13 protein-coding genes are annotated in these 18,998 nt (G+C 60.8%); 3 read left to right on the top strand and 10 right to left on the bottom strand.

Features of this window, described 5'->3' with window-relative positions:
• Positions 1-242: 242 nt before the first annotated feature.
• From ABCN01_RS07215 to ABCN01_RS07205, 3 genes are all read left to right on the top strand, one after another.
• Entirely contained in the window at positions 243-821 is a 579-nt protein-coding gene (locus tag ABCN01_RS07215) for a manganese efflux pump MntP (protein ID WP_342995786.1), read from the top strand.
• A gap of 120 nt (positions 822-941) precedes the next feature.
• The gene (locus ABCN01_RS07210; RefSeq protein ID WP_342995787.1) at positions 942-1,373 is read left to right on the top strand and encodes a helix-turn-helix domain-containing protein; all 432 of its coding nucleotides are present in this window, start codon (positions 942-944) and stop codon (positions 1,371-1,373) included.
• Positions 1,374-2,678 carry a type II toxin-antitoxin system HipA family toxin gene (locus ABCN01_RS07205; RefSeq protein ID WP_342995788.1) on the top strand — a complete coding sequence of 435 codons (1,305 nt, stop codon included), beginning with the start codon at positions 1,374-1,376 and terminating at the stop codon, positions 2,676-2,678.
• Positions 2,679-2,805: 127 nt separating this feature from the next.
• On the opposite strand, the gene ABCN01_RS07200 is transcribed toward ABCN01_RS07205, so the two are convergent.
• The 10 genes from ABCN01_RS07200 to greA form a co-directional block, all read right to left on the bottom strand.
• Positions 2,806-4,263 carry an aminoacyl-histidine dipeptidase gene (locus ABCN01_RS07200; protein ID WP_342995790.1) on the bottom strand — a complete coding sequence of 486 codons (1,458 nt, stop codon included), beginning with the start codon at positions 4,261-4,263 and terminating at the stop codon, positions 2,806-2,808.
• A 148-nt stretch (positions 4,264-4,411) separates the two neighbouring features.
• Entirely contained in the window at positions 4,412-4,933 is a 522-nt protein-coding gene (locus ABCN01_RS07195) for a type II toxin-antitoxin system VapC family toxin (protein WP_152068525.1), read from the bottom strand.
• Positions 4,930-5,289 (bottom strand): type II toxin-antitoxin system RelB/DinJ family antitoxin, encoded by a 360-nt coding sequence (locus ABCN01_RS07190; RefSeq protein WP_152068526.1) that lies wholly within the window; start codon positions 5,287-5,289, stop codon positions 4,930-4,932. The genes ABCN01_RS07195 and ABCN01_RS07190 overlap by 4 nt, the downstream gene beginning before the upstream one ends.
• Before the next feature lie 106 nt (positions 5,290-5,395).
• Positions 5,396-8,038 (bottom strand): ATP-dependent Clp protease ATP-binding subunit, encoded by a 2,643-nt coding sequence (locus ABCN01_RS07185; RefSeq protein WP_342995791.1) that lies wholly within the window; start codon positions 8,036-8,038, stop codon positions 5,396-5,398.
• A 192-nt stretch (positions 8,039-8,230) separates the two neighbouring features.
• A complete protein-coding gene (locus tag ABCN01_RS07180; protein WP_271748387.1) occupies positions 8,231-8,920 on the bottom strand; it encodes a TetR/AcrR family transcriptional regulator in 690 nt (229 codons plus the stop codon).
• Positions 8,904-13,343 carry an acyl-CoA dehydratase activase gene (locus ABCN01_RS07175; protein ID WP_342995792.1) on the bottom strand — a complete coding sequence of 1,480 codons (4,440 nt, stop codon included), beginning with the start codon at positions 13,341-13,343 and terminating at the stop codon, positions 8,904-8,906. The genes ABCN01_RS07180 and ABCN01_RS07175 overlap by 17 nt, the downstream gene beginning before the upstream one ends.
• Before the next feature lie 281 nt (positions 13,344-13,624).
• Entirely contained in the window at positions 13,625-14,107 is a 483-nt protein-coding gene (locus ABCN01_RS07170) for a DUF2798 domain-containing protein (RefSeq protein WP_343014242.1), read from the bottom strand.
• A 384-nt stretch (positions 14,108-14,491) separates the two neighbouring features.
• Positions 14,492-16,060 (bottom strand): threonine/serine exporter family protein, encoded by a 1,569-nt coding sequence (locus tag ABCN01_RS07165; protein ID WP_342995794.1) that lies wholly within the window; start codon positions 16,058-16,060, stop codon positions 14,492-14,494.
• Between the two features lie 359 nt (positions 16,061-16,419).
• The gene (gene lysS, locus ABCN01_RS07160) at positions 16,420-18,384 is read right to left on the bottom strand and encodes a lysine--tRNA ligase (protein ID WP_342995795.1); all 1,965 of its coding nucleotides are present in this window, start codon (positions 18,382-18,384) and stop codon (positions 16,420-16,422) included.
• A gap of 79 nt (positions 18,385-18,463) precedes the next feature.
• Entirely contained in the window at positions 18,464-18,934 is a 471-nt protein-coding gene (greA, locus tag ABCN01_RS07155) for a transcription elongation factor GreA (protein WP_006234960.1), read from the bottom strand.
• Positions 18,935-18,998 lie beyond the last annotated feature (64 nt).

Genomic DNA, 18,998 nt, shown 5'->3' with positions numbered 1-18,998 from the left:
CTGAGAGCCCAACCCAAATGAGCTGCTTATGTGGTAGCATCGGGATTCGCATAAATGAGGGAGTAGTCGCGTGATCGGGTTCGCCTCCGGTGGCGCGGCAAGTCAACACACTGGCCGATGCGGCCTGGCTTGCCTTAATGAACGAGACTCGTGGCTGTGCGCGCAACGCGTACGCCACGGGTCTTTTTTGTTACTCCCCCAAGAGGTACACGCGGGCCCGCCCGCAGAGAGGGAGCCAGACTATGGGACTCGCAGAGCTCGTATTGCTCGCCGTTGGCCTTTCGATGGACGCCTTTGCCGTATCCATCTGCAAGGGCCTTGGCATGAAGAAGATCAACCTTAAGGTCGCCGTGGTGCTCGGCCTGTTCTTTGGCGGCTTTCAGGCCGGCATGCCCGTAATCGGATGGGCGCTTGGCAGCCAGTTTATGGGCATCATCGGACCCATCGACCATTGGATCGCCTTTATCCTATTGGCCTTTATCGGCGGCAAAATGCTGTGGGAGGCCTTTACCGAGGACGAGAACGAAGGCGACGGCAAGGATGCCGAAAAGATTGACCTGGGCGAGTACCTGATCCTTGCCATCGCCACCTCAATCGACGCCCTGGCCGTGGGCATCTCGTTCGCCGCGCTTTCGGTCGACATCGTTCCCGCCGTGTCGCTCATTGGCATCACGACCTTTGTCTTCTCCATCGCTGGCGTGGCGATCGGCCACACCTTTGGCGCGCGCTACGAAAAACCCGCCACCATCGTGGGCGGCGTCGTGCTCATCCTCATCGGGCTTAAGATCTTACTTGAGCATCTGGGGATTTTGGTGCTGTAAAACACCCTTCAAAACTAAACGTCCGTATGAGGCCTCATGCAGAGTTTTGCATGAGGCCTTTTCATGCAGACTTTTGCATGTCATACTGATATGCAAAAGTCTGCACGTTAGGAGATCGCCGTGGACACCTTTCCCATCACCACACCGCGCCAAGCTGGCATCTATGTGCGCCAGGCACGCGAGACTCAGGGTCTCACCCGTGCCGCCCTCGCCAAAAAGGCCGGTGTTTCGGAGCGCCTGCTCGCATCGCTCGAGCTGGGAGATGCCACGGGCATTCGGCTCGACAAGCTGTTGACCGTCTTTAACGCACTCGGCATAGGTCTCTTTGCGCAAAGCGATAACGACTCCATCGCATCGCCCTCCGAACATCCGATGACGATAGCGGACCTCCCTATCGCGAACTCGAATGCCCTGCCAAAGCCAAGCGTAGGCAGACGACCCGCTCGACAAGGAACGCCAGCTTTCTATGGTGCCTTGCTGGCCCAAATCGCAGCCGAGCAAGGCCTTTCCGGCACTTCAGACCTCTCCTTTGGCTGTAAGGTTGTGAAATAAATGGCAGAAATGGAGCTTGCGACCCTCATTTGTGGCGAAATCGCCGGCACTCTCCGGCAAGACGAGCATGGACTCTGCAGCTTTGTATACGCCCCAACCTATCGCGGAGCACCGCTATCGTTAACAATGCCGCTTTCCAATCGCACATATGGCCATAACATCGTCCGTCCGTTCCTATTTGGCCTTTTGCCCGACAGCCAAGAGCAGCGTCGCGCTATTGCCGCCGAGCATGACGTTGCATCCAACAACCCCGTCGCCCTCTTGTGCCATATCGGTCTTGACTGCGCGGGGGCCGTTCAGTTTTGTCGAGCCGATCAATTAGATGCCGCCCACGGCAGGGTCTCAGCATACCGCCCGCTTACCAATTCCCAAATCGCTCACAAGCTCAAAGCAATTCGCGATGACGAAAGAGAGACATGGATGGGCTCCAACGAAAGCTGGTCCCTGGGCGGCAACCAAGGCAAATTTGCACTAGCTTGGCATGATGGACAATGGTGCGAATGTCTAGGGTCATCCCCCACTACCCATATCTTCAAAAATGGTGTCGTTGGGTTCAAACATCAGGCCTTAAACGAATTCGTCTGCATGAAAACAGCTCGGCGTGTTGGCATTCCAACTGCCAACGTCTCCTATTGCACATTTGAAGACGAAGCCGCGCTCGTCGTTGAACGGTACGACAGAATGGTCAATAGCAGCGGAAATATCGAAAGGCTGCATCAGGAGGACTTTTGCCAGGCGCTCGGTGTATTGCCAACCCAGAAATACACCGCCGACGGAGGACCAACTACACGAGACATCCAAGAACGACTGATTAACACAGTCCCCCACCACATGAATCTTGTGCTTTTTACCTATATGTTGTTCTATAACGCCATTATCGGAGCGCCTGACGCACACGCTAAAAACTACTCGCTCATCCTAGGCAAAGGCACAAACGCGGCGCTCGCACCCATGTACGATGTCGCATCGGGCTTAGCATACGAACGTATGCGGCGAAAAGCGCGCCTCGCCATGAGCGTTGGCGGCGAGAACCGTGTGGGGCGCATCGGACCCAACGCAATTCGCCGATACCACGGTATGGGCGACCCCGCGCTGGAGGCGGCGCTCACCGATGCCGGGCTATCCGAGAAGTTTTGCTTTGCGACCATGATGGACCTCGCCTACGAGGTACCCATTTGCATGGAAGAGGTCATGGACGAATACGCCGACCTGCCCGGCATGGCGGACCTGCGCGAGCATATGCTCGGCCCCGTCCGCGAAAACTGCCAGCGCACCCTCGACCTCATCAGGGCAGAAATGGACTAGGTGGCCGTAATTTCGCAATTATCAAACAAAAGAGAGGGGGCACCCGTCGCAAAAGACCGGGTGCCCCCTCTCATAATGTCATTTGCAATCCGCTAGCACGTGGCTCGGACTGCTGCTAGCGCAACCTTTACGCAGCGAGGCGCCTGAGGACGTCGATGAGCAGCTCGTAGAAGCGCTCGGCAGAAGCGAGCTCCATGCTCTCGTCCGGGGTGTGGACATCGGAGAGCGTCGGGCCCACGGCGATGGCGTCCAGGCCGTGCAGGGCCTCGGCAAACAGACCGCACTCAAGGCCGGCGTGAATGGACTCGATGCGCAGCTCGGAGCCAAAGAGCTCGCGATAGCTCTCGACGAAGACGTCGCGGACCGGCGAATGCTCGGCATAGCTCCAGCCGGGATACTCGAACTCAAACTTGGCGTCGAAGCCCAGGACATCGGCCAGCGTCTGCAGGCGGTCCTTGAACTCGTTCTGCAGCGAGGTGATCGAGGAGCGCGGGGACAGCATGATCTTGACTTGGTCGTCAGAGGTGGCAACCACGCCGATGTTGGAGGAAACCTCGACGGAGCCGTCGGTGGCGACGTTGCGGCGGATCACACCGTTGGGGGCAAGACGCAGAGCGCGAATAAGGGCAAGTGCGGACTTCTCGTCCATGGCCTCGACCTCAGCGTTGTCGGCAATCTCAACCGTGCAGGTAAAGCCGGGGTCGAAGACCTCGAGCTCGGCAGTAACGTCGGCGATGATGCCCTTTGCGATCTGGGCCGCGGCCTCGGCGGCAGCGTGGTCGGCGTAGACCAGAACAGCCTTGCACTCACGGTTGATGGCGTTGTCCTTGGTGCCGCCGTTAAAGCTAACGATGGCGGGCTCGCCGGCGACCATCAGGCGGTCGATGATGCGGGCCATGATGAGGTTGCCGTTGCCGCGCTCCAGGTTGATATCGCTGCCGGAGTGGCCGCCCAGCAGGCCGGAGATGTCGAGCGTGAGGGTGCTACCGGTCTTGTGCTCGCGCGCGATCGGGCAGGTGTAGGTAACGACGACACCGCCGGCGCAGCTGACGGTAGCAACGCCCTCTTCCTCGGAGTCAAGGTTAATCATGGTGCGGGCGCTAATCTGGGACTTGTCGAGCGTCTCGGCGCCGACCAGGCCGGTCTCCTCGTCGGTGGTGAACACGCACTCGAGGGCGGGGTGAACAATCGAATCGTCATCGAGAACAGTGAGCATCAGAGCGACGGCGATACCGTTGTCGGCGCCCAGAGTGGTGCCGTTAGCGGTGAGGACGCCGTCCTTGACGACCAGGTCGATACCATCAGTCGTAAAGTCGTGCTCAACGGAGCCCAACTTGTCGCACACCATATCGATGTGGCCCTGCAGCATTACGGTCGGGGCATTCTCGGCGCCGGCAGATGCGGACTTGCGAATGATGACGTTGTAGACCTCGTCCTGATACACATCGAGACCGCGCTCCTTGGCAAACGCGACCAGGAAATCGCTGATGCCTTTCTCGTTGCCAGACCCACGGGGGATCGCGCTGACCTCCTCAAAGAAATGGAACAGCTGAGCGGGCTCGTAGCCGGTAATCTTGTAGTCCATGGTGCCTCCTTGGCGCAACTGGTTAGACAGTAAGACATGCGACTTGTATATTCCCAGACTTTGCGTGCATAAACCAGTCGAAAACGCCGAGCGCCCTCGCATCATCGGCTAACGGCGGGGAAACGCCACTTTATTAAGATAAAGCAGGTTAGACGGACTGCGCCGAAGGGACGTTGGACCCTTCAACCAACCTCAAAGCTTGATCAACGTTTATGCATACGCCATTGGTATGTTTAATGAGGTTTTTGTCCTCCGTCACGACGTAATCGGCATCAATGCGATTGGCGACGCCCAGCATCAGGTCGTCCTCGAAGTCGTTGTGATGATACTTGAACACAAAGGAGTCGAAGACCTCGTCTGCACCGACCGGCGCGATGAGGGCGAGCTCGCGCATCTGCCGAACGCATGCCCAGGCCGTTTCGTCCGCCGCCGCAATGGCGTTATCGCTCAGCGAACCATTCTTCCTTCGGCACTCCCTCTTAATCGCCGCCGAGACAAGATACGAGACATCTTTGACCGAAAGAGACGAAGCAAACAGGGCAATCTGCTCCGAGACATCGGCAATCTCGAATAGACGGACAACATCCGCTGTCCGGTCCGACCTTCCAGAAAAGTAATCCATCCATACGTTGGTGTCGATGAGCAACTTGAGAATGCCGTCTGCACTCATAGCTCCACCCACTCGGGATAGCGCTCCGCCATTGCTTCCTCATAGAGGTCATCGTAGTCACCCGAGAGGTCGGGAACAGGGATGCCGTATTTGAGGCACGCATCGTGCACGATGTGGCTGCCCTGCGTAACCCTTGATTCCACCGACGCAGTCGCTGGCACGTTAGAGCTCGGTACCGCAACCCCCGATCTCGAGGGCATGCATCCGTTGACGACCAGATATTCCCAAAGTGTCCGCACCGCTTGAGACGGCGTCATGCCGATATGCGCCAGCACGGCGTCCCCAGCCTCTTTGAGTTGGCGATCCATGCGCACATTCATCTGGACCGGCCGTGAGTCGAGTACCGATATAGGCATGCTAGCTCCTTCTGCTATACATATTTATATTTCGAGTATAGCACCATTTACTCATAAAAAAGGGGCGCCCCGACAGGAGTGCCCCTTCGCAAAGCTATGTTAATCCCTACAGCGCGCCAGAGCCGGCTTGCATCATGCCGCCGGGGCCCGAGGTCACGCCGCCGCTCACGGGCGCGGCGTTGCCGGTGTGCGGTGCCGCCGGGGCGGTATCGCCACCGAGCGTGCCCGCCGGACGCGGTGCCGGAATCTCGCCCGTGCCGTGGCTAAAGACAAACTTGCCGTCGGCCACGTCGCACAGGACGGTATCGCCCTCGCCCCACTCGCCGGCCAGCAGCTCCTCGGACAGCGGGTCCTCGATGAGCTTTTGGATGGCGCGGCGCAGCGGACGCGCGCCGTTGGTGAGGTCGGTGCCCTCCGCCACAATCTTGTCGTAGGCTGCATCGGTGAGCTTGATATTCATGCCATTGGCGATCAGGCGCTGACGCAGGTCGTCCACCAGCAGGTGCGCGATCTTGGTCAGGTTCTCGCCCGAAAGCTTCTGGAACACCACGATGTCGTCGATACGGTTGAGCAGCTCGGGGCGGAACAGGCGCTTGAGCTCGCCCATCGCACGGCCCTTAATCTCGCTCGAGGTAAGGCCTTGCTCACCGGTGGTGCCAAAACCGACGCTCGCATCCTGCGCGATCTCGCGGGCGCCCACGTTTGACGTCATGATGATCACCGTATTGCGGAAGTCGACCGTCTTGCCCTGGCTATCGGTCAGACGGCCCTCCTCCAGCACCTGCAGCAGGATATTGAAGATGTCGGGGTGCGCCTTCTCGATCTCGTCGAACAGCACGACCGAGTACGGGTGGCGACGAACGGCCTTGGTGAGCTGGCCGCCCTCGTCGTGACCGACGTAACCCGGAGGGCTACCGATGAGCTTGGAGACCTCGAACTCGCTGCCAAACTCCGACATGTCGAAGCTGATGAGCGCGTCCTTGCTGCCAAAGAGATACTCGGCGAGCGTCTTGGCGAGCTCGGTCTTGCCCGTGCCGGTGGGGCCCAGGAAGATAAAGCTGCCGCCGGGGCGGCGCGGGTCCTTGAGCGGCGAGCGGCTGCGGCGCACGGCCTTGGCAACGGCCTCGACGGCCTCGTCCTGACCGATGATGCGCGTCTTGAGCACGCTTTCGGCCTGCAGCAGGCGGCGGCTCTCGCTCTCGGTAAGCGAGGACACCGGCACGCCCGAGGTCACGGACACGATATCGGCGATCTGACTCACATCGATGGTGAGCGGACTGGCGTCGAGCTCGGCGGTCCAGGCAGCCTTGGCCTCGGCGAGCTCAATCTCGGCGGCCTTCTGCTGCTCGGTGATCTCGGCGGCCTTGTTCATGTCGTCGCTCTCGGTGGCCTCCTGCGCGGCGGCCTTAAGCTCCTCCACGCGATGCTCGGCCTCGCGCACCGGCTCGGGCGCGCGGTTGGCGGCGATGCGGGCGCGGGCGCCGGCCTCGTCGATGAGGTCGATGGCCTTATCGGGCAGGAAGCGATCCTGGATGTAGCGGTTGGAGAGGTTCGCGGCGGCCTCGATAGCACCCTGCGTGTAGCGTACGTGATGGTGCTCCTCGTAGCGCGGCTTGAGCGCGGTCAGAATTTTGACCGTGTCCTCGACACTCGGCTCCTCGACATCAATCGTCTGGAAGCGACGCTCAAAGGCCGGGTCCTTGGTGAGGTACTTGCGGAACTCCTCGGCCGTGGTCGCACCGATGATCTGGAAGGCACCGCGCGCGAGCACCGGCTTGAGCATGGAGCTCGCATCGATAGAACCCTCGGCAGAACCGGCACCGATGATGGTGTGCATCTCGTCGATAAACAAGATGACGTCGTCGGCTTCGGTTGCCTCCTGGATCACGTTCTTGAGGCGCTCCTCAAACTCACCGCGATACTTGGCACCCGCAACAAGACCCGGCAGATCGAGCGTCCAGATATTCTGGTTCATAAGATTCTCGGGCACATTGCCGGCAGCGATCTGCTGCGCCAGGCCCTCGACGATGGCCGTCTTACCCACGCCGGGGTCACCCAGGATGAGCGGGTTGTTCTTGGTGCGGCGCGAAAGGATCTCCATCATGCGCTGGACTTCCTTTTCGCGGCCAATCACGGGATCGAGCTCGCCGTCGCGCGCCTTTTGCGTGAGGTTGGTGGCGAACTGCTTGAGCGTATCGGTGCCACTCCCCTTTTGCTGAGAGGCGTCCGAGCCGCTAAAGAACGGCAGGCCCGCACCGGGACGCCCGGCGCCGGCTCCGGCGAGCGGACGCTTCTTGTCCTGATCCTTAGCGGTGAGCTTTTCGATGGCCTTTTTAATGGAAGCAGACGACACACCCAGGCGCATGAGGATATCCATGGCCATGCCGTTGCCCTCTTCGACGATGCCGATGAGCAGGTGCTCGGTCGACACATATGTCTGGTTGTTCTCACGCGCCACGCGGAAGGAGCGCTCCATCACGCTAATGACGAGCGGCGTAAAGGCAAGCTTGGCAGCCTCGGTCTCCTCGCTGGGCTCGGGAACCGTGGTCTGGACCTCCTTGAGGGTGTCCATGATGTCGTCGTAGGAGATATCAAGCGAGCGCAGCGCCTCGGCAGCGATGCCCTCGTCCTCCTTGGCAAGTGCGAGCAGCAGGTGCTCGGTGCCCACCTTATTTGAGTGCAGATCGAGCGCCTCCTGTTTGGCCATCGACATGACCTTGCGCGCTCGATCGGTAAATCTATCTAACATGCTCGTTTCCTTACATGAGTTCATCGAAATCAAAACGCCCGCCCGTCGGCGGCGCTTTTGTCTCTTTACCCACAGGTTGTCTATGTTAACAGCTGGAGGAATATCTATAAACCCGACTCACATGAATGCAGGTTATGACCGCATCGCGGGACTCACCGCGCGATGCGCGACAGGCGCCCCGCAAGAGAAACCCTAGGCGTCTTTCACCACGTCGGGACTCGTCGCACGCGATGCGCGATAGGCATCGGCCTCCTTGGAGACGCGTTCGAGCAGCTCGGATGTATCGACGCCCTCGACTTGCGCGACCGTTTCCACCGTCTGCATGGCGACCGCCCTCAGGTACGCGCACGCGCTGTCCCCCAGCTGCTCGAGGTCTATCTCCTCGCCGCCCTCCCGGGCAAAGCCGACCGCCATCACAAAGCCCATGATGCCCGAGACCAGAAAGCCCACCGCAAAGCTCGAATCTGCCTTGAGCTCTTCTCCGTCGGGGTGGACGATCTCTCTCACGCGGTCGATGATGATCGTATGGATGCCCTGCACGACCTGCTCGGCGGCACCCGCCCTCATGGTGATGACGATGCGCCGCAGCAGGCAGCGGACGTCGCGCCGGTCGAACGCCGAAAGGTCGCCCTCGCTCGAAAAATGCCAGAGGGCATCGGTGATGAGCTCGTTATCCTGCAGCAGCTGGGCTATGGCGATGGCGACGAGTTCATCGAAATCGTGAAAATAGTAGTAAAACGTTCCGCGATTGCACTGGGCGGCGCGGGTCACCTCGCCAACCGACAGCTCGAAGATGCTGTTGTTCTCGATGAGCTCCCAAAACGCCTCGATGATACGGGTGCGTGCATCGGGCGCATCGGCGTCCTTACGCGGTCTCGCCATGCGCCTCACCGCACCCCTGCGCCTTGGCGTTCATGATGAGCATCTGAAGACGGTTCTCCACGTTGGCGAAGCTCACGTCGGGATCGTAGTCGAGCGGCAGGAACTGCGCCGTGGGATACTGCTCCTTGAGCGCATGGATGAGCCCGCGCCCCACGACATGGTTGGGCAGACACCCGAACGGCTGCAGGATCACGAAGTTGCGGCAGCCGCGCTTGGCGTGCTCGAGGATCTCCGCCGGAATCAGCACGCCCTCGCCCGCATCGAACGTATGGTGCAGGATCTTATCGCTCGCGCGCACGAGCTCGGGCATGCGCGTCGGCGGCTCGTAGAGCGGGCTCGCCGCGCCCAGGCGGTCGCAACGGTCGTGCGCGAGCTCGAACAGGTTGTCCGCCGTGGCGTACCAGGCCTTTTCGGGCAGCGACAGGTCGACGTGGAACTCGCGCGACTGCGCATGCTTGTAGAAATAGGTCTTGCGGATCACGTCGGTCATGCGCGCCTCGATGACCTCGAGCCCGTTGTCCTCGAGGTAGCGCTCGATCTCGTGGTTGGCGCCGAGATGGAAATTGAGCAGGTACTCGCCCACGATGAGAACGGTCGGATGCGGGTTCGAGCGGTCGTACGGAACGGCGTCCATGATCGCAAGCGCGCGTTTGAAGCCCGTCGCCTGGCCTCTCAGCCCGGAGCGCTCCATGCCCTCGATAACCTCATCGAGCGCGCGGTCGAACGCAGCGTCCGCCGCGCCCTTCTCGAGCTCGTAGGGACGGATGCGCCTAAGCATGGCCTCGAGGGCATCGATCATGGGAAGACCGTAGGCGATCTGGATGCTCGGGCCAAGGCCGAGCTTGAAGCCCGGATGCGCATTGTGGGCATCGACGTCGTCGTTGGTGAGCACCGGGACATAGTCGTATCCCGCGTCGTCGAGCGCGCGGCGCAGCAGGGGCATGTAGTGCGTCAGGCGGCAGTCGCCGATATACTTGCCAGTCACCACGGCGACGTCGTGCGGATCGTACTTACCGCTCTCGAGTGCCGCGAGCGCCTCGCCGATCACGATTTGCGCGGGGAAGCAGATGTCGTTGTGCACATAGCGTTTGCCCAGGCGGATGGCATCCTCGCGCCCGATATCAAGGGCCTCGGCGCGCACGCCCTGATTGCGCATCGCCGCGGTCATGAGCCTGCAGAACGCATGGGAGGTGTTGGGGACCAGCGCGATCTTGTCGTGCCGGTCGCGCTTGGTGTACTTGACCTTATACGGGTCGTCGAGCGGATGGACCGCGTGCACCCGGGCGCCCTCGGCACGCTCCTCCGCGCGACGACGGTTGACCGACTCGATAAACGAACGCACGCGAATGCCCATGGGACCGGCGACGTCGCTCTCATCGAGCTTGATCATCATCGGAACCTTGGAGCCCATCTCGCCCATCATGCGCGCGATCTCGTCGGTGAGATACGCATCGTGGCCGCAGCCGAAGCTGCCCATCTGCACGAGCTCGAGCTCGGGCGTCGATGCGACGATGACCGCGCACGACAGCATGCGCGCATGGTAGTTGTTCACGATGTCGATGCGGCTGTTGGAAAGATCGACGTTGCAGACCCCCGGCACCGCATCGGGCGTCAGCACGGGGATGCCGCGCTCAGAGAAGAGCTTGGGCAGCCCGTGGTTGACCAGCGGGTCGTTGTGGTACGGGCGCGAAGCGATCACCACCGCGTAGCCGCCGTCCTCGCGCACGTTCTCGAGCACCTGCCTGCCGCGCAGCTGCAGCTGGTTCTCAAACGTCTCCTGCGCGCGGTCCGCCTGCTCGGTCGCCTTGGCAACCAGGTCGGCATCGATATCGAAGGTCTCCTTGCACCACGCCTTGAGCTGGCGGTTTCGGTCGCCCTCGTCGTACCAGTGGAACAGCGGCGTATCGAACGGAACGCCGAAACGCTCCTCCGGGTTATCGGAATTGCGCATCACGTAGGGGTATCCCTTTACGACGGCGCACATCCACTCGCTGGTAGAGGCGGTGTTTTCGGTGGGCACCGTCGTGATGATGGGCATGAAGATGCGGTCGACGCCGGCGTCGACGAGATTGCGGATGTGCCCGTGGACGAGCTTGGCCGGGAAGCACACGGTGTCGGATGTGACGTGCGCCAGACCGCGCTCGTACATCGCCTTGGTGCTGCGTCCCGAGACGCGCACCTTAAAGCCGAGCGTGCTGAAGAACGTCGACCAGAACGGCATGGTGTCCCAGAACTCGAGCACACGGGGAATGCCGATCGTGACATCGCGCCCCCCGCAGACGGGAACCGTGGGGTACGACTCGAACAGCAGCTTCTCGCGGTCGACAAAGAGATTGGGGGCAGCCGCGGTCCGGTCGCGCCCCGTGCCGGGTGCCTGTGCCTCGCAAGCACCCTGCGGACGCAGCTCCTCCGCCGCGGGAACCTCGCGCACGAGCTCATCCCATGAGATGGCGCCGCCGCGCGGGCAGCGATTGCCCGTGACGTAAAGCGAGCCGTCGCCAAATGCCACGACCGCGCGCTGGCAGCGGTTGTTGCACCGACGGCAGGTAACGCCGCCGAACTCGCGATGCTCGAAGCGCTCCACGGCATCGAGCCCGATAAACGACGTGCCGGCGTCGCCCTTGCGGCATTCCTCGCGCGCGAGCAGGGCGATACCGATAGCGCCCATCAGCCCCGGGTGGGGCGCACGCGTGACGGGTTTGCCCAGATACTGCTCGAATGCGCGCAGCACCGCGTCGTTTCGGAACGTGCCGCCCTGGACGACGACTTTGTCGCCCAGACGGTTGAGATTTGAAACGCGAACGACCTTGGTGAACACGTTCTCGATAATCGAACGGCAGAGACCGGCCATGATGTCGCTCGGACCCTTACCGCGCCGCTGCTCGGAAACGACGCTGCTGTTCATGAACACCGTGCAGCGGCTGCCGAGAACGGCGGGGGCTTTGGACGAAAATGCCTCGGTCGCGATATCCTCAACGGCTATTCCGAGGTTTTTGGCAAAACCCTCGAGGAACGAGCCGCAGCCCGCAGAGCACGCCTCGTTGACGACGATATCGGTCAGCACGCCGTGGTTGAGCCAGATGGCCTTCATATCCTGTCCGCCGATGTCGAGCACGAAGGTCGCATCGGGAACGCATGCGCACGCGGCGCGGGCGTGCGCGACCGTCTCGACCGTATGGTAGTCGGCGTGGAACGCGCGCGCGAAAAGCTCCTCGCCGTATCCCGTGGTGCCCACGGCATCGATCGCAAGCGTGACTCCCGCTGTCTCCCAGCGGTTCTTCAAGCTGACAAGACCCTGTTGGGCGACGTCGAGCGGTCTGCCGTTATTAGACGCGTAGAACGAATCGACAAGCTCACCCGCCTCATCGACCAGGGCGAACTTGGTCGTCGTGCTCCCCGAATCGATACCGAGCGCCACACGCACCGTCTCTCCGGGCGCATACGCATCCGGACCCTTTGCCGGCGTCTCTTTGCCATGGCGTGCCGTAAAATCCGCCTGCTCGGCAGGTGTGGCAAAAAAGGGCTGGGCAAGACGTCCCTCCCCGCTTGCGGGCGCGACCGTCTCGAGCTTATCCAGCCGGACAAAAGCGTCGGGAAGGTCGATCGGTTGGGACGATGCGAACATGTCGGTCAGCGACAGGGCGGCACCGCGCGCGACCATGATCTGCGGATCGCGCGGGACGATAACCTGATCGTCCGATAGATTCAGTTGCTCCCGGAACACGCGGACCAGTGTGGGGTTGTAGGCGAGCGCACCGCCCTCGAAGATTACCGGCGGCTCGATATCGATACCCTGGGCCAGACCGCCGATCGTTTGGCGGGCGACCGCGTGAAGCGCCGAAAGCGCCAGGTCGGTGGTAGGAATGCCCTCGTTGAGCAGCGGCTGGATATCGGTCTTTGCGTACACGCCGCAGCGGCCCGAGACCTCGTGGACGGTCGTTCCCCGGCTTGCGAGCTGCTCGAACTCGCCCGATTCGGTGCCGACCCCCATGAGCTTTGCCATCTCGTCGATAAATGCACCGGTACCGCCTGCGCACGAGCCGTTCATGCGCATGTCGGCAACCTCGATGTCTCCCTTATCGTTGGTGCGGAAGAAGATCATCTTGGCGTCTTGGCCGCCCAGCTCGATGGCGCAGCGCGTCTGCGGATAGAACCTGCTGATCGCGAGCGCGTTGGCGACCACCTCCTGAACGTACGAGGCGCCCAGCGCGGTCGCGATATCGCGCGCACCCGAGCCGGTCACCGCAACGCGCAGCGACTCATGGGGAAAGCGCTCGGCGAGCTCGCCGAGCATGGCGCGCACGCTCGCTGTCTGACACGCCCCGTGGCGGCGATATCCCCACCACACCTCGGTCATATCCTCGTGCATCGCGTAAACTTTGGTCGTCGTCGACCCTACGTCCAGTCCTACTAGCAACGCCATAATGCTCCGTCTCTCGCATTTTTCCTGCTAGAGATATACCACTCTACGTAATACAACAGACTGTTGTATTTAAACTCCGTATAAAAAGCGGCTGCCGAAACGCTTCAGCAGCCGCCGAATGCACCAACAGATTGTTCTGCGCGCTAGCACGTCGGGCAACGGAGCAGCACGGGCCCTCCGGTCATGCGCACCGCTCACGCCCGCGATGTCGCCGAGAGAGCTATCCACGCTTAGGGCTCCAACCAAGCAAGTCGCCCGCGCTCAGCAGATCCCTAAGCGAGCTACTCGCACTCAGGAGCCATAGCCTGCTCCAAGAGCTCGGCATGCTCCTCCTCGAAAACCGTCCCCACAGGGAAGGCGCGACGGAAGACGAAGTGGGAAATCGGACCGGCTACCAAAAGGTTCCACGGCAGCGCCATCACAAAATTATGCGGGATGTTGATCATCCAGATCGCGGGCACGGAATACAGGTTCGCAAGGATGCCGCCGGGCATGTGCGTCAGACCCTCGCAGGCACCGTACAGCGACATGATGATGACCATGGGAACGACCATGCAGGAGCTGACGGCGAGCGTCATGGCAAGTGGCGAGCTCTTGCCCGGCGTGACCAGGAATTTAAAAGCGAAACCCTTGGCAAGGGGGCTGGCAACAAACCAGTCGCAGCACATGGCAAAAATGTAGGCAACGGGGAAGCCGAGCCACGCGGCGGCAACAACCTCGCCGTTGATGGCCCCATGCTGCAGGGCAACGTTGTAGATGCTCATCCAGAGCACCATGCAAAAGCACATGATAAAGGTGAACAGCAGGCTCTCTCTCGTTTGTTGATAGGCATAAAGGACAAAATCCTTTCTGTGTTACGCCGCGGCACCACGCAACAAAAACGGGCGGGCAAGATGGAGCTGTTGGGACTTCATCTCGCCCGCCCGTGGTACGTGCGTCTGCGACTACTTATGTGGTGGAACTACCCTAGCACGAACGGCGCGCGCTTCGTAAGCGTTGAGTTTATGGAGATGCAGGGCACCAATAATCCCCCCGACCCCATAAGTTGCGGTGGAATACGGACTGTTTTGACCCTTTAAGCAGCAATTCAGTCCCTATTTCACCGCAACTCATTGGGGGTGCAAAGTAACCTGTCCCCCTTGCACCAATTAGCTGGTGTGGCGCCAGCGAGGGTCGGTGAGCGTACGCGCCACACCCAGGCCAACGGGCAAAAACGCCACGATGAGCACTGCGCGCACAAACCAGCCGAGCATATTGACTGTGTCGAAGGTGCACATGTAATACATCGAGCGATACAGATACAAACCCGGCACCATAATGACAATCGAAGGCACCGTGAGAGCGATACGCGGGTAGGTGAGCTTGACTTCGGCCAAGCTTGCCAGCAGACCCGATACCAGCGCGCCGATAAACGCTGCTGCCTCGGGAGGCATTCCCGTGCTGAGGCCCAGGAAGGGAATCATCGTCGGCGCATCGACAAGGGTCAGACGCAGGGTATTAGACACGGCGCCGATCAGCCCAGCTGCCGCGGCCATCTTTACCGGGCTGTTGAACATCACCGAGAAGCCGAATACGCCAACGAAGCTCATCACCACGCGCAGGAGCGTAAGAGCAAGCGGCGAAAGGCCGAGCGGCGCAAAGTCGTCCGGCGCCAGGCCAACACACTCGGCAACCATCCAACCTACGAGCGTCGCCATCACAATAATCGATACGGCATATGACAGGCGCTCGATACCACTTCGCATGTCGAGCTTAGCGATGTCGAGGCCTGCCGTAATGAGCGGAAAGCCGGGAATCACAAAGAGCATGGCGCCGATATAGCCTTCTTGGTGCGACATTGCCCCCGGTACGACCTGGCCAAGGCCGAGCAATGCCAGCAGATACGAAACGCAAGCGAGCGCAACGCCGGTCGTCAGCGCGCTGAACTGACCAAGGCCTTGCTTGAGAATATGGGAGCGGGCAAAGTTGCCGACACCCGCGCCCACAAACGCGCAGGCCATCTCGATAGGGCCGCCGCCGAGCAAAAAGACGAAGGCGCCGCAAGCACAAGCTGCCGCAAGGCCCTGTTGCCAGGGAGAGTAATCGGGTTTTGAACTCTCAACGGTCTTGAGCATCTCGTGATACTCGTGTACCGTGAAGCGACGACCATAGGTCTCGATTTCCTTGAGGAAACTCTCCATCATCCAAATGCGATGGGTATTGACTCCCGTTGTGGGCAGGCTGACAACCTCGTTAAAGCAGTGGCCATCTTCGATGCAAGTGCACTCAAACGACAGAAGACTCAGGTCGACGTGAATCGTGACGCCGAGTACGGCAGCAACACGATTCATGGTATCGCGCACGCGCCAGGCACCTGTTCCGCTTGCCAGCATAAGCATGCCGGTGCGGCAGATGATGGATGACTTATCAGTGAGCGGCGCATCGACGGCAAGCTCATCGCCTGCCGTCACGATCTGGCGCCAGTCAGTTTTCATATGGAGTGCACCGGCACGAGCGCCGTGGTGCATAGGGACTCTCGAAAGCAGCGAGTCCAGGCGCGAAGACTGTGGGGGCTCCGTTGATTCGCCCTCGTCCTCGTTGGGCTCTTCATCGACCAGATCAAAGGAATCAAGCGGCGCTGGCTCGCGACGATCGATTAGCTCCTCATCCTCATCATCAAAGTAGTTGAACTGATCGAGCATGTCCTCTTCGATTGCACGCTCGCTCGCGTCGTCCATACAGGCGCTCCTTTCCTACCGACTAACCCCCATCCTAGGCAGCAACGGCTAAAGGAAACATAAAAGAGACGGCTGTCATGCATGGAAGGCGCAAACCTCCAATGCGTCGGTAGACCCCCAACGACTATCAAAACAAGGACTGTCCCCAAGTGTCGGCAGAAAAGGAACGTCCCCAAGTGCCAATCAAGGCAACGCCGATGCCTTGGAAACGACAGCGAAAGCCCGCCAGAGCGAGCAAGGTGCCTTGAAACAAGGCGGCATTGACCTTCTGGTCATGCCGCCGAAGTTGAAAGGCAGATTGCCGCTCTGGCGGGCTTGCAGCGTCAACTGGTTACGCGGTTCGTAGAACCGCGTAACTCTTAATACATCTTTGCGCCGGCGGGGATGGAGGCGTCGAGCTGGATCAGGTTGAGGCGCTCCTCACCATCCTCCTCGTGGATGGCACTGATGAGCATGCCGCAGCTGGGGATGCCCATCATCTTGCGCGGAGGCAGGTTGGTGATGGCGAGCAAGGTCTTGCCGACCAGGTCCTCGGGCTCGTAATAAGCGTGAATACCGGAGAGGATGGTACGGTCGGTGCCGGTGCCGTCGTCGAGCGTAAAGTTCAGCAGCTTCTTGGACTTCTTGACGGCCTCGCATGCCTTGACCTTCACGGCGCGGAAGTCGCTCTTGGAGAAGGTATCGAAGTCGACGAACTCCTCGAACAGCGGCTCAACGGCGATCTTGGAGTAATCGAGCGTGGGCTTAAGCGACGTAACGAACGGGCTCGCGGCGTTGCCGGCCTCGGCAGCCTTGGCGGCAGCGGCACCGGACTGGAAACCCTTCTCGGGCTTCATGTGCGGGAACAGCAGCACGTCGCGGATAGAAGCCTGGTTGGTAAGCAGCATGACCACGCGGTCGATACCAATGCCAATGCCGCCCGCGGGAGGCATACCGTACTCGAGGGCGCGCACGTAGTCCTCGTCATACTCCATGGCCTCATCGTCGCCGCCGGCCTTCTCGGCCATCTGGGCAGCAAAGCGCTCAGCCTGGTCAACCGGGTCGTTGAGCTCGGAGAATGCGTTGGCGTACTCGTGGCCGGCGATGACCAGCTCAAAGCGGTGGGTCAGGCGCGGGTCGTCCTCAAAGCGCTTGGCAAGCGGGCTGACCTCGATGGGGTAATCGCACACGAAGGTCGGGTTGACGATGGTGTCCTCGCCCAGCTCATCGTAAATCTCGGCGATGATCTTGCCAGCAGTCCACTCGGGCTTGATCTCCAGGCCCTTCTCGCGCGCGGCGGCAGCAAGCTCCTCGACCGGCGTGTCGATGGTGACCTGCTTGCCGAGCACGTCGGAGACGATGTCGGTCATGGGACGGCTGGCCCACTCACCAGAAAGGTCGATGGTCTGGCCCTGGTACTCGATGACCTCGGGGTTGCCGATGGCCTTGTTAGCCGCCTTAATGACGCCCTGGGCGAGCGCCTTCATGCCCTCGAGGTCGGAGAAGGCACGGTAGGCCTCCATCGTGGTGAACTCGGGGTTGTGGGTAAGGTCCATGCCCTCGTTACGGAAGATGCGGCCGATCTCGAACACGCGCTCAAAACCACCGACGATGCAGCGTTTGAGGTGCAGCTCGGTGGCAATACGCAGGTAGCACTCCTGATCGAGCGCGTTGAAGTGGGTAATGAACGGCTTGGCCGTGGCACCACCCTGGATGGTCTGCAGGATGGGGGTCTCGACCTCCATGTAGCCGTCGGACTCCATAAAGCGACGGAAGGTGGAGAGAATCTGCGAGCGCTTGCGGAAGGTCTCGCGAACGTCGTCGTTGGCGATCAGGTCGACATAGCGCTGGCGATAGCGGGTCTCCTTGTCGGAAAGACCGTGGAACTTCTCGGGCAGCGGACGAACGGCCTTGGCAAGCAGGATTGCACTCTTAGGGGCAACGGAAAGCTGGCCGCGCTGGGTGCGCACGACCACGCCGGTCACGCCCAGGATGTCGCCCAGGTCGAGAGCCTTGAGCGTATTCCAGGCAGCCTCGTCCATGTCGTTGATGCGACAGAACAGCTGAATCTCGGCGGTCGCATCGCGCACGACGATGAACATGATCTTGCCCTGACCGCGCTTGGCGACCACGCGGCCAGCGATCTTCACGACGTCCTCGGTGTCCTCGCCATCGGCAAGATCGGCGTACTTAGCCTCGATATCGGCGACGTAGTCCTCAAGCTCAGAGTGCTCAGGATAGGGGTTCTGGCCCGCCTCGAACAGGGCGGCGCGCTTGGCCAGGCGGGTGGCGCGCTCGTCGTTGAGCGTCGATGCCTGATCTGCGGCGTTCTGGTTCTCTGCCATAAGTTAGCTCCTCAAACTAAAACGCTCCCCAGGATTCGGTCCCAGGGAGCGAAAACATACCTTTACGCGGGACCGTGGTCTAGCGTGCGATCTTGGCGATGGTGTAGACGCGAGTCTTGCCGGAAGGCGTAACGACCTCGACGGAGTCGCCCTCGCCGTGACCGATGATGGCATGGCCGACCGGAGACTCGTTGGAGATCTTGTGCTCGAGCGAGTTGGTCTCGGTGGTACCGACGAGCGTGACTTCCATGACCTCACCGTTGGGATCAATCAGCGAAACGGTGGAACCGATGGAGACGGTCAGGTCGCCCGTGGTGGCAGCAACCTGAGCGTTGGCGAGGATGGCCTGGATCTCGGCAATACGAGCGGCGTTCTGGGCCTGCTTGTCCTTAGCGGCGTCGTACTCGGAGTTCTCCGAAAGGTCGCCGAACGCGCGGGCTTCCTTGATGTCCTCGACGATCTCCTTGGCGTAATCGCCCTCACGCCAGGCGAGCTCCTCGACGAGCTTCTGGCGGCCCTCAGCGGTCAGTACGATCTGGCTTGCGTCCATACGGATATCTCCCCAACTCTGATCAAACAATCAACTGTCAACAAAACGAAAAAGACCGGCTAGC

It is taken from the genome of Collinsella aerofaciens (genome assembly GCF_039062365.1).
Classification (GTDB): Bacteria; Actinomycetota; Coriobacteriia; order Coriobacteriales; family Coriobacteriaceae; genus Collinsella.
Note: the sequence above shows the minus strand (reverse complement) of the source record. Positions and strands in the feature narration are given on the sequence as shown.

Coding starts and splice junctions, on each gene's coding strand:
- ABCN01_RS07175 (WP_342995792.1), bottom strand. CDS start 13,343: ATGGCGTTGCTAGTAGGACTGGACGTAGGGTCGACGACGACCAAAGTT.
- ABCN01_RS07170 (WP_343014242.1), bottom strand. CDS start 14,107: ATGAGCATCTACAACGTTGCCCTGCAGCATGGGGCCATCAACGGCGAG.
- ABCN01_RS07200 (WP_342995790.1), bottom strand. CDS start 4,263: ATGGACTACAAGATTACCGGCTACGAGCCCGCTCAGCTGTTCCATTTC.
- lysS (WP_342995795.1), bottom strand. CDS start 18,384: ATGGCAGAGAACCAGAACGCCGCAGATCAGGCATCGACGCTCAACGAC.
- ABCN01_RS07195 (WP_152068525.1), bottom strand. CDS start 4,933: ATGAGTGCAGACGGCATTCTCAAGTTGCTCATCGACACCAACGTATGG.
- ABCN01_RS07205 (WP_342995788.1), top strand. CDS start 1,374: ATGGCAGAAATGGAGCTTGCGACCCTCATTTGTGGCGAAATCGCCGGC.
- ABCN01_RS07165 (WP_342995794.1), bottom strand. CDS start 16,060: ATGGACGACGCGAGCGAGCGTGCAATCGAAGAGGACATGCTCGATCAG.
- ABCN01_RS07190 (WP_152068526.1), bottom strand. CDS start 5,289: ATGCCTATATCGGTACTCGACTCACGGCCGGTCCAGATGAATGTGCGC.
- greA (WP_006234960.1), bottom strand. CDS start 18,934: ATGGACGCAAGCCAGATCGTACTGACCGCTGAGGGCCGCCAGAAGCTC.
- ABCN01_RS07185 (WP_342995791.1), bottom strand. CDS start 8,038: ATGTTAGATAGATTTACCGATCGAGCGCGCAAGGTCATGTCGATGGCC.
- ABCN01_RS07180 (WP_271748387.1), bottom strand. CDS start 8,920: ATGGCGAGACCGCGTAAGGACGCCGATGCGCCCGATGCACGCACCCGT.
- ABCN01_RS07215 (WP_342995786.1), top strand. CDS start 243: ATGGGACTCGCAGAGCTCGTATTGCTCGCCGTTGGCCTTTCGATGGAC.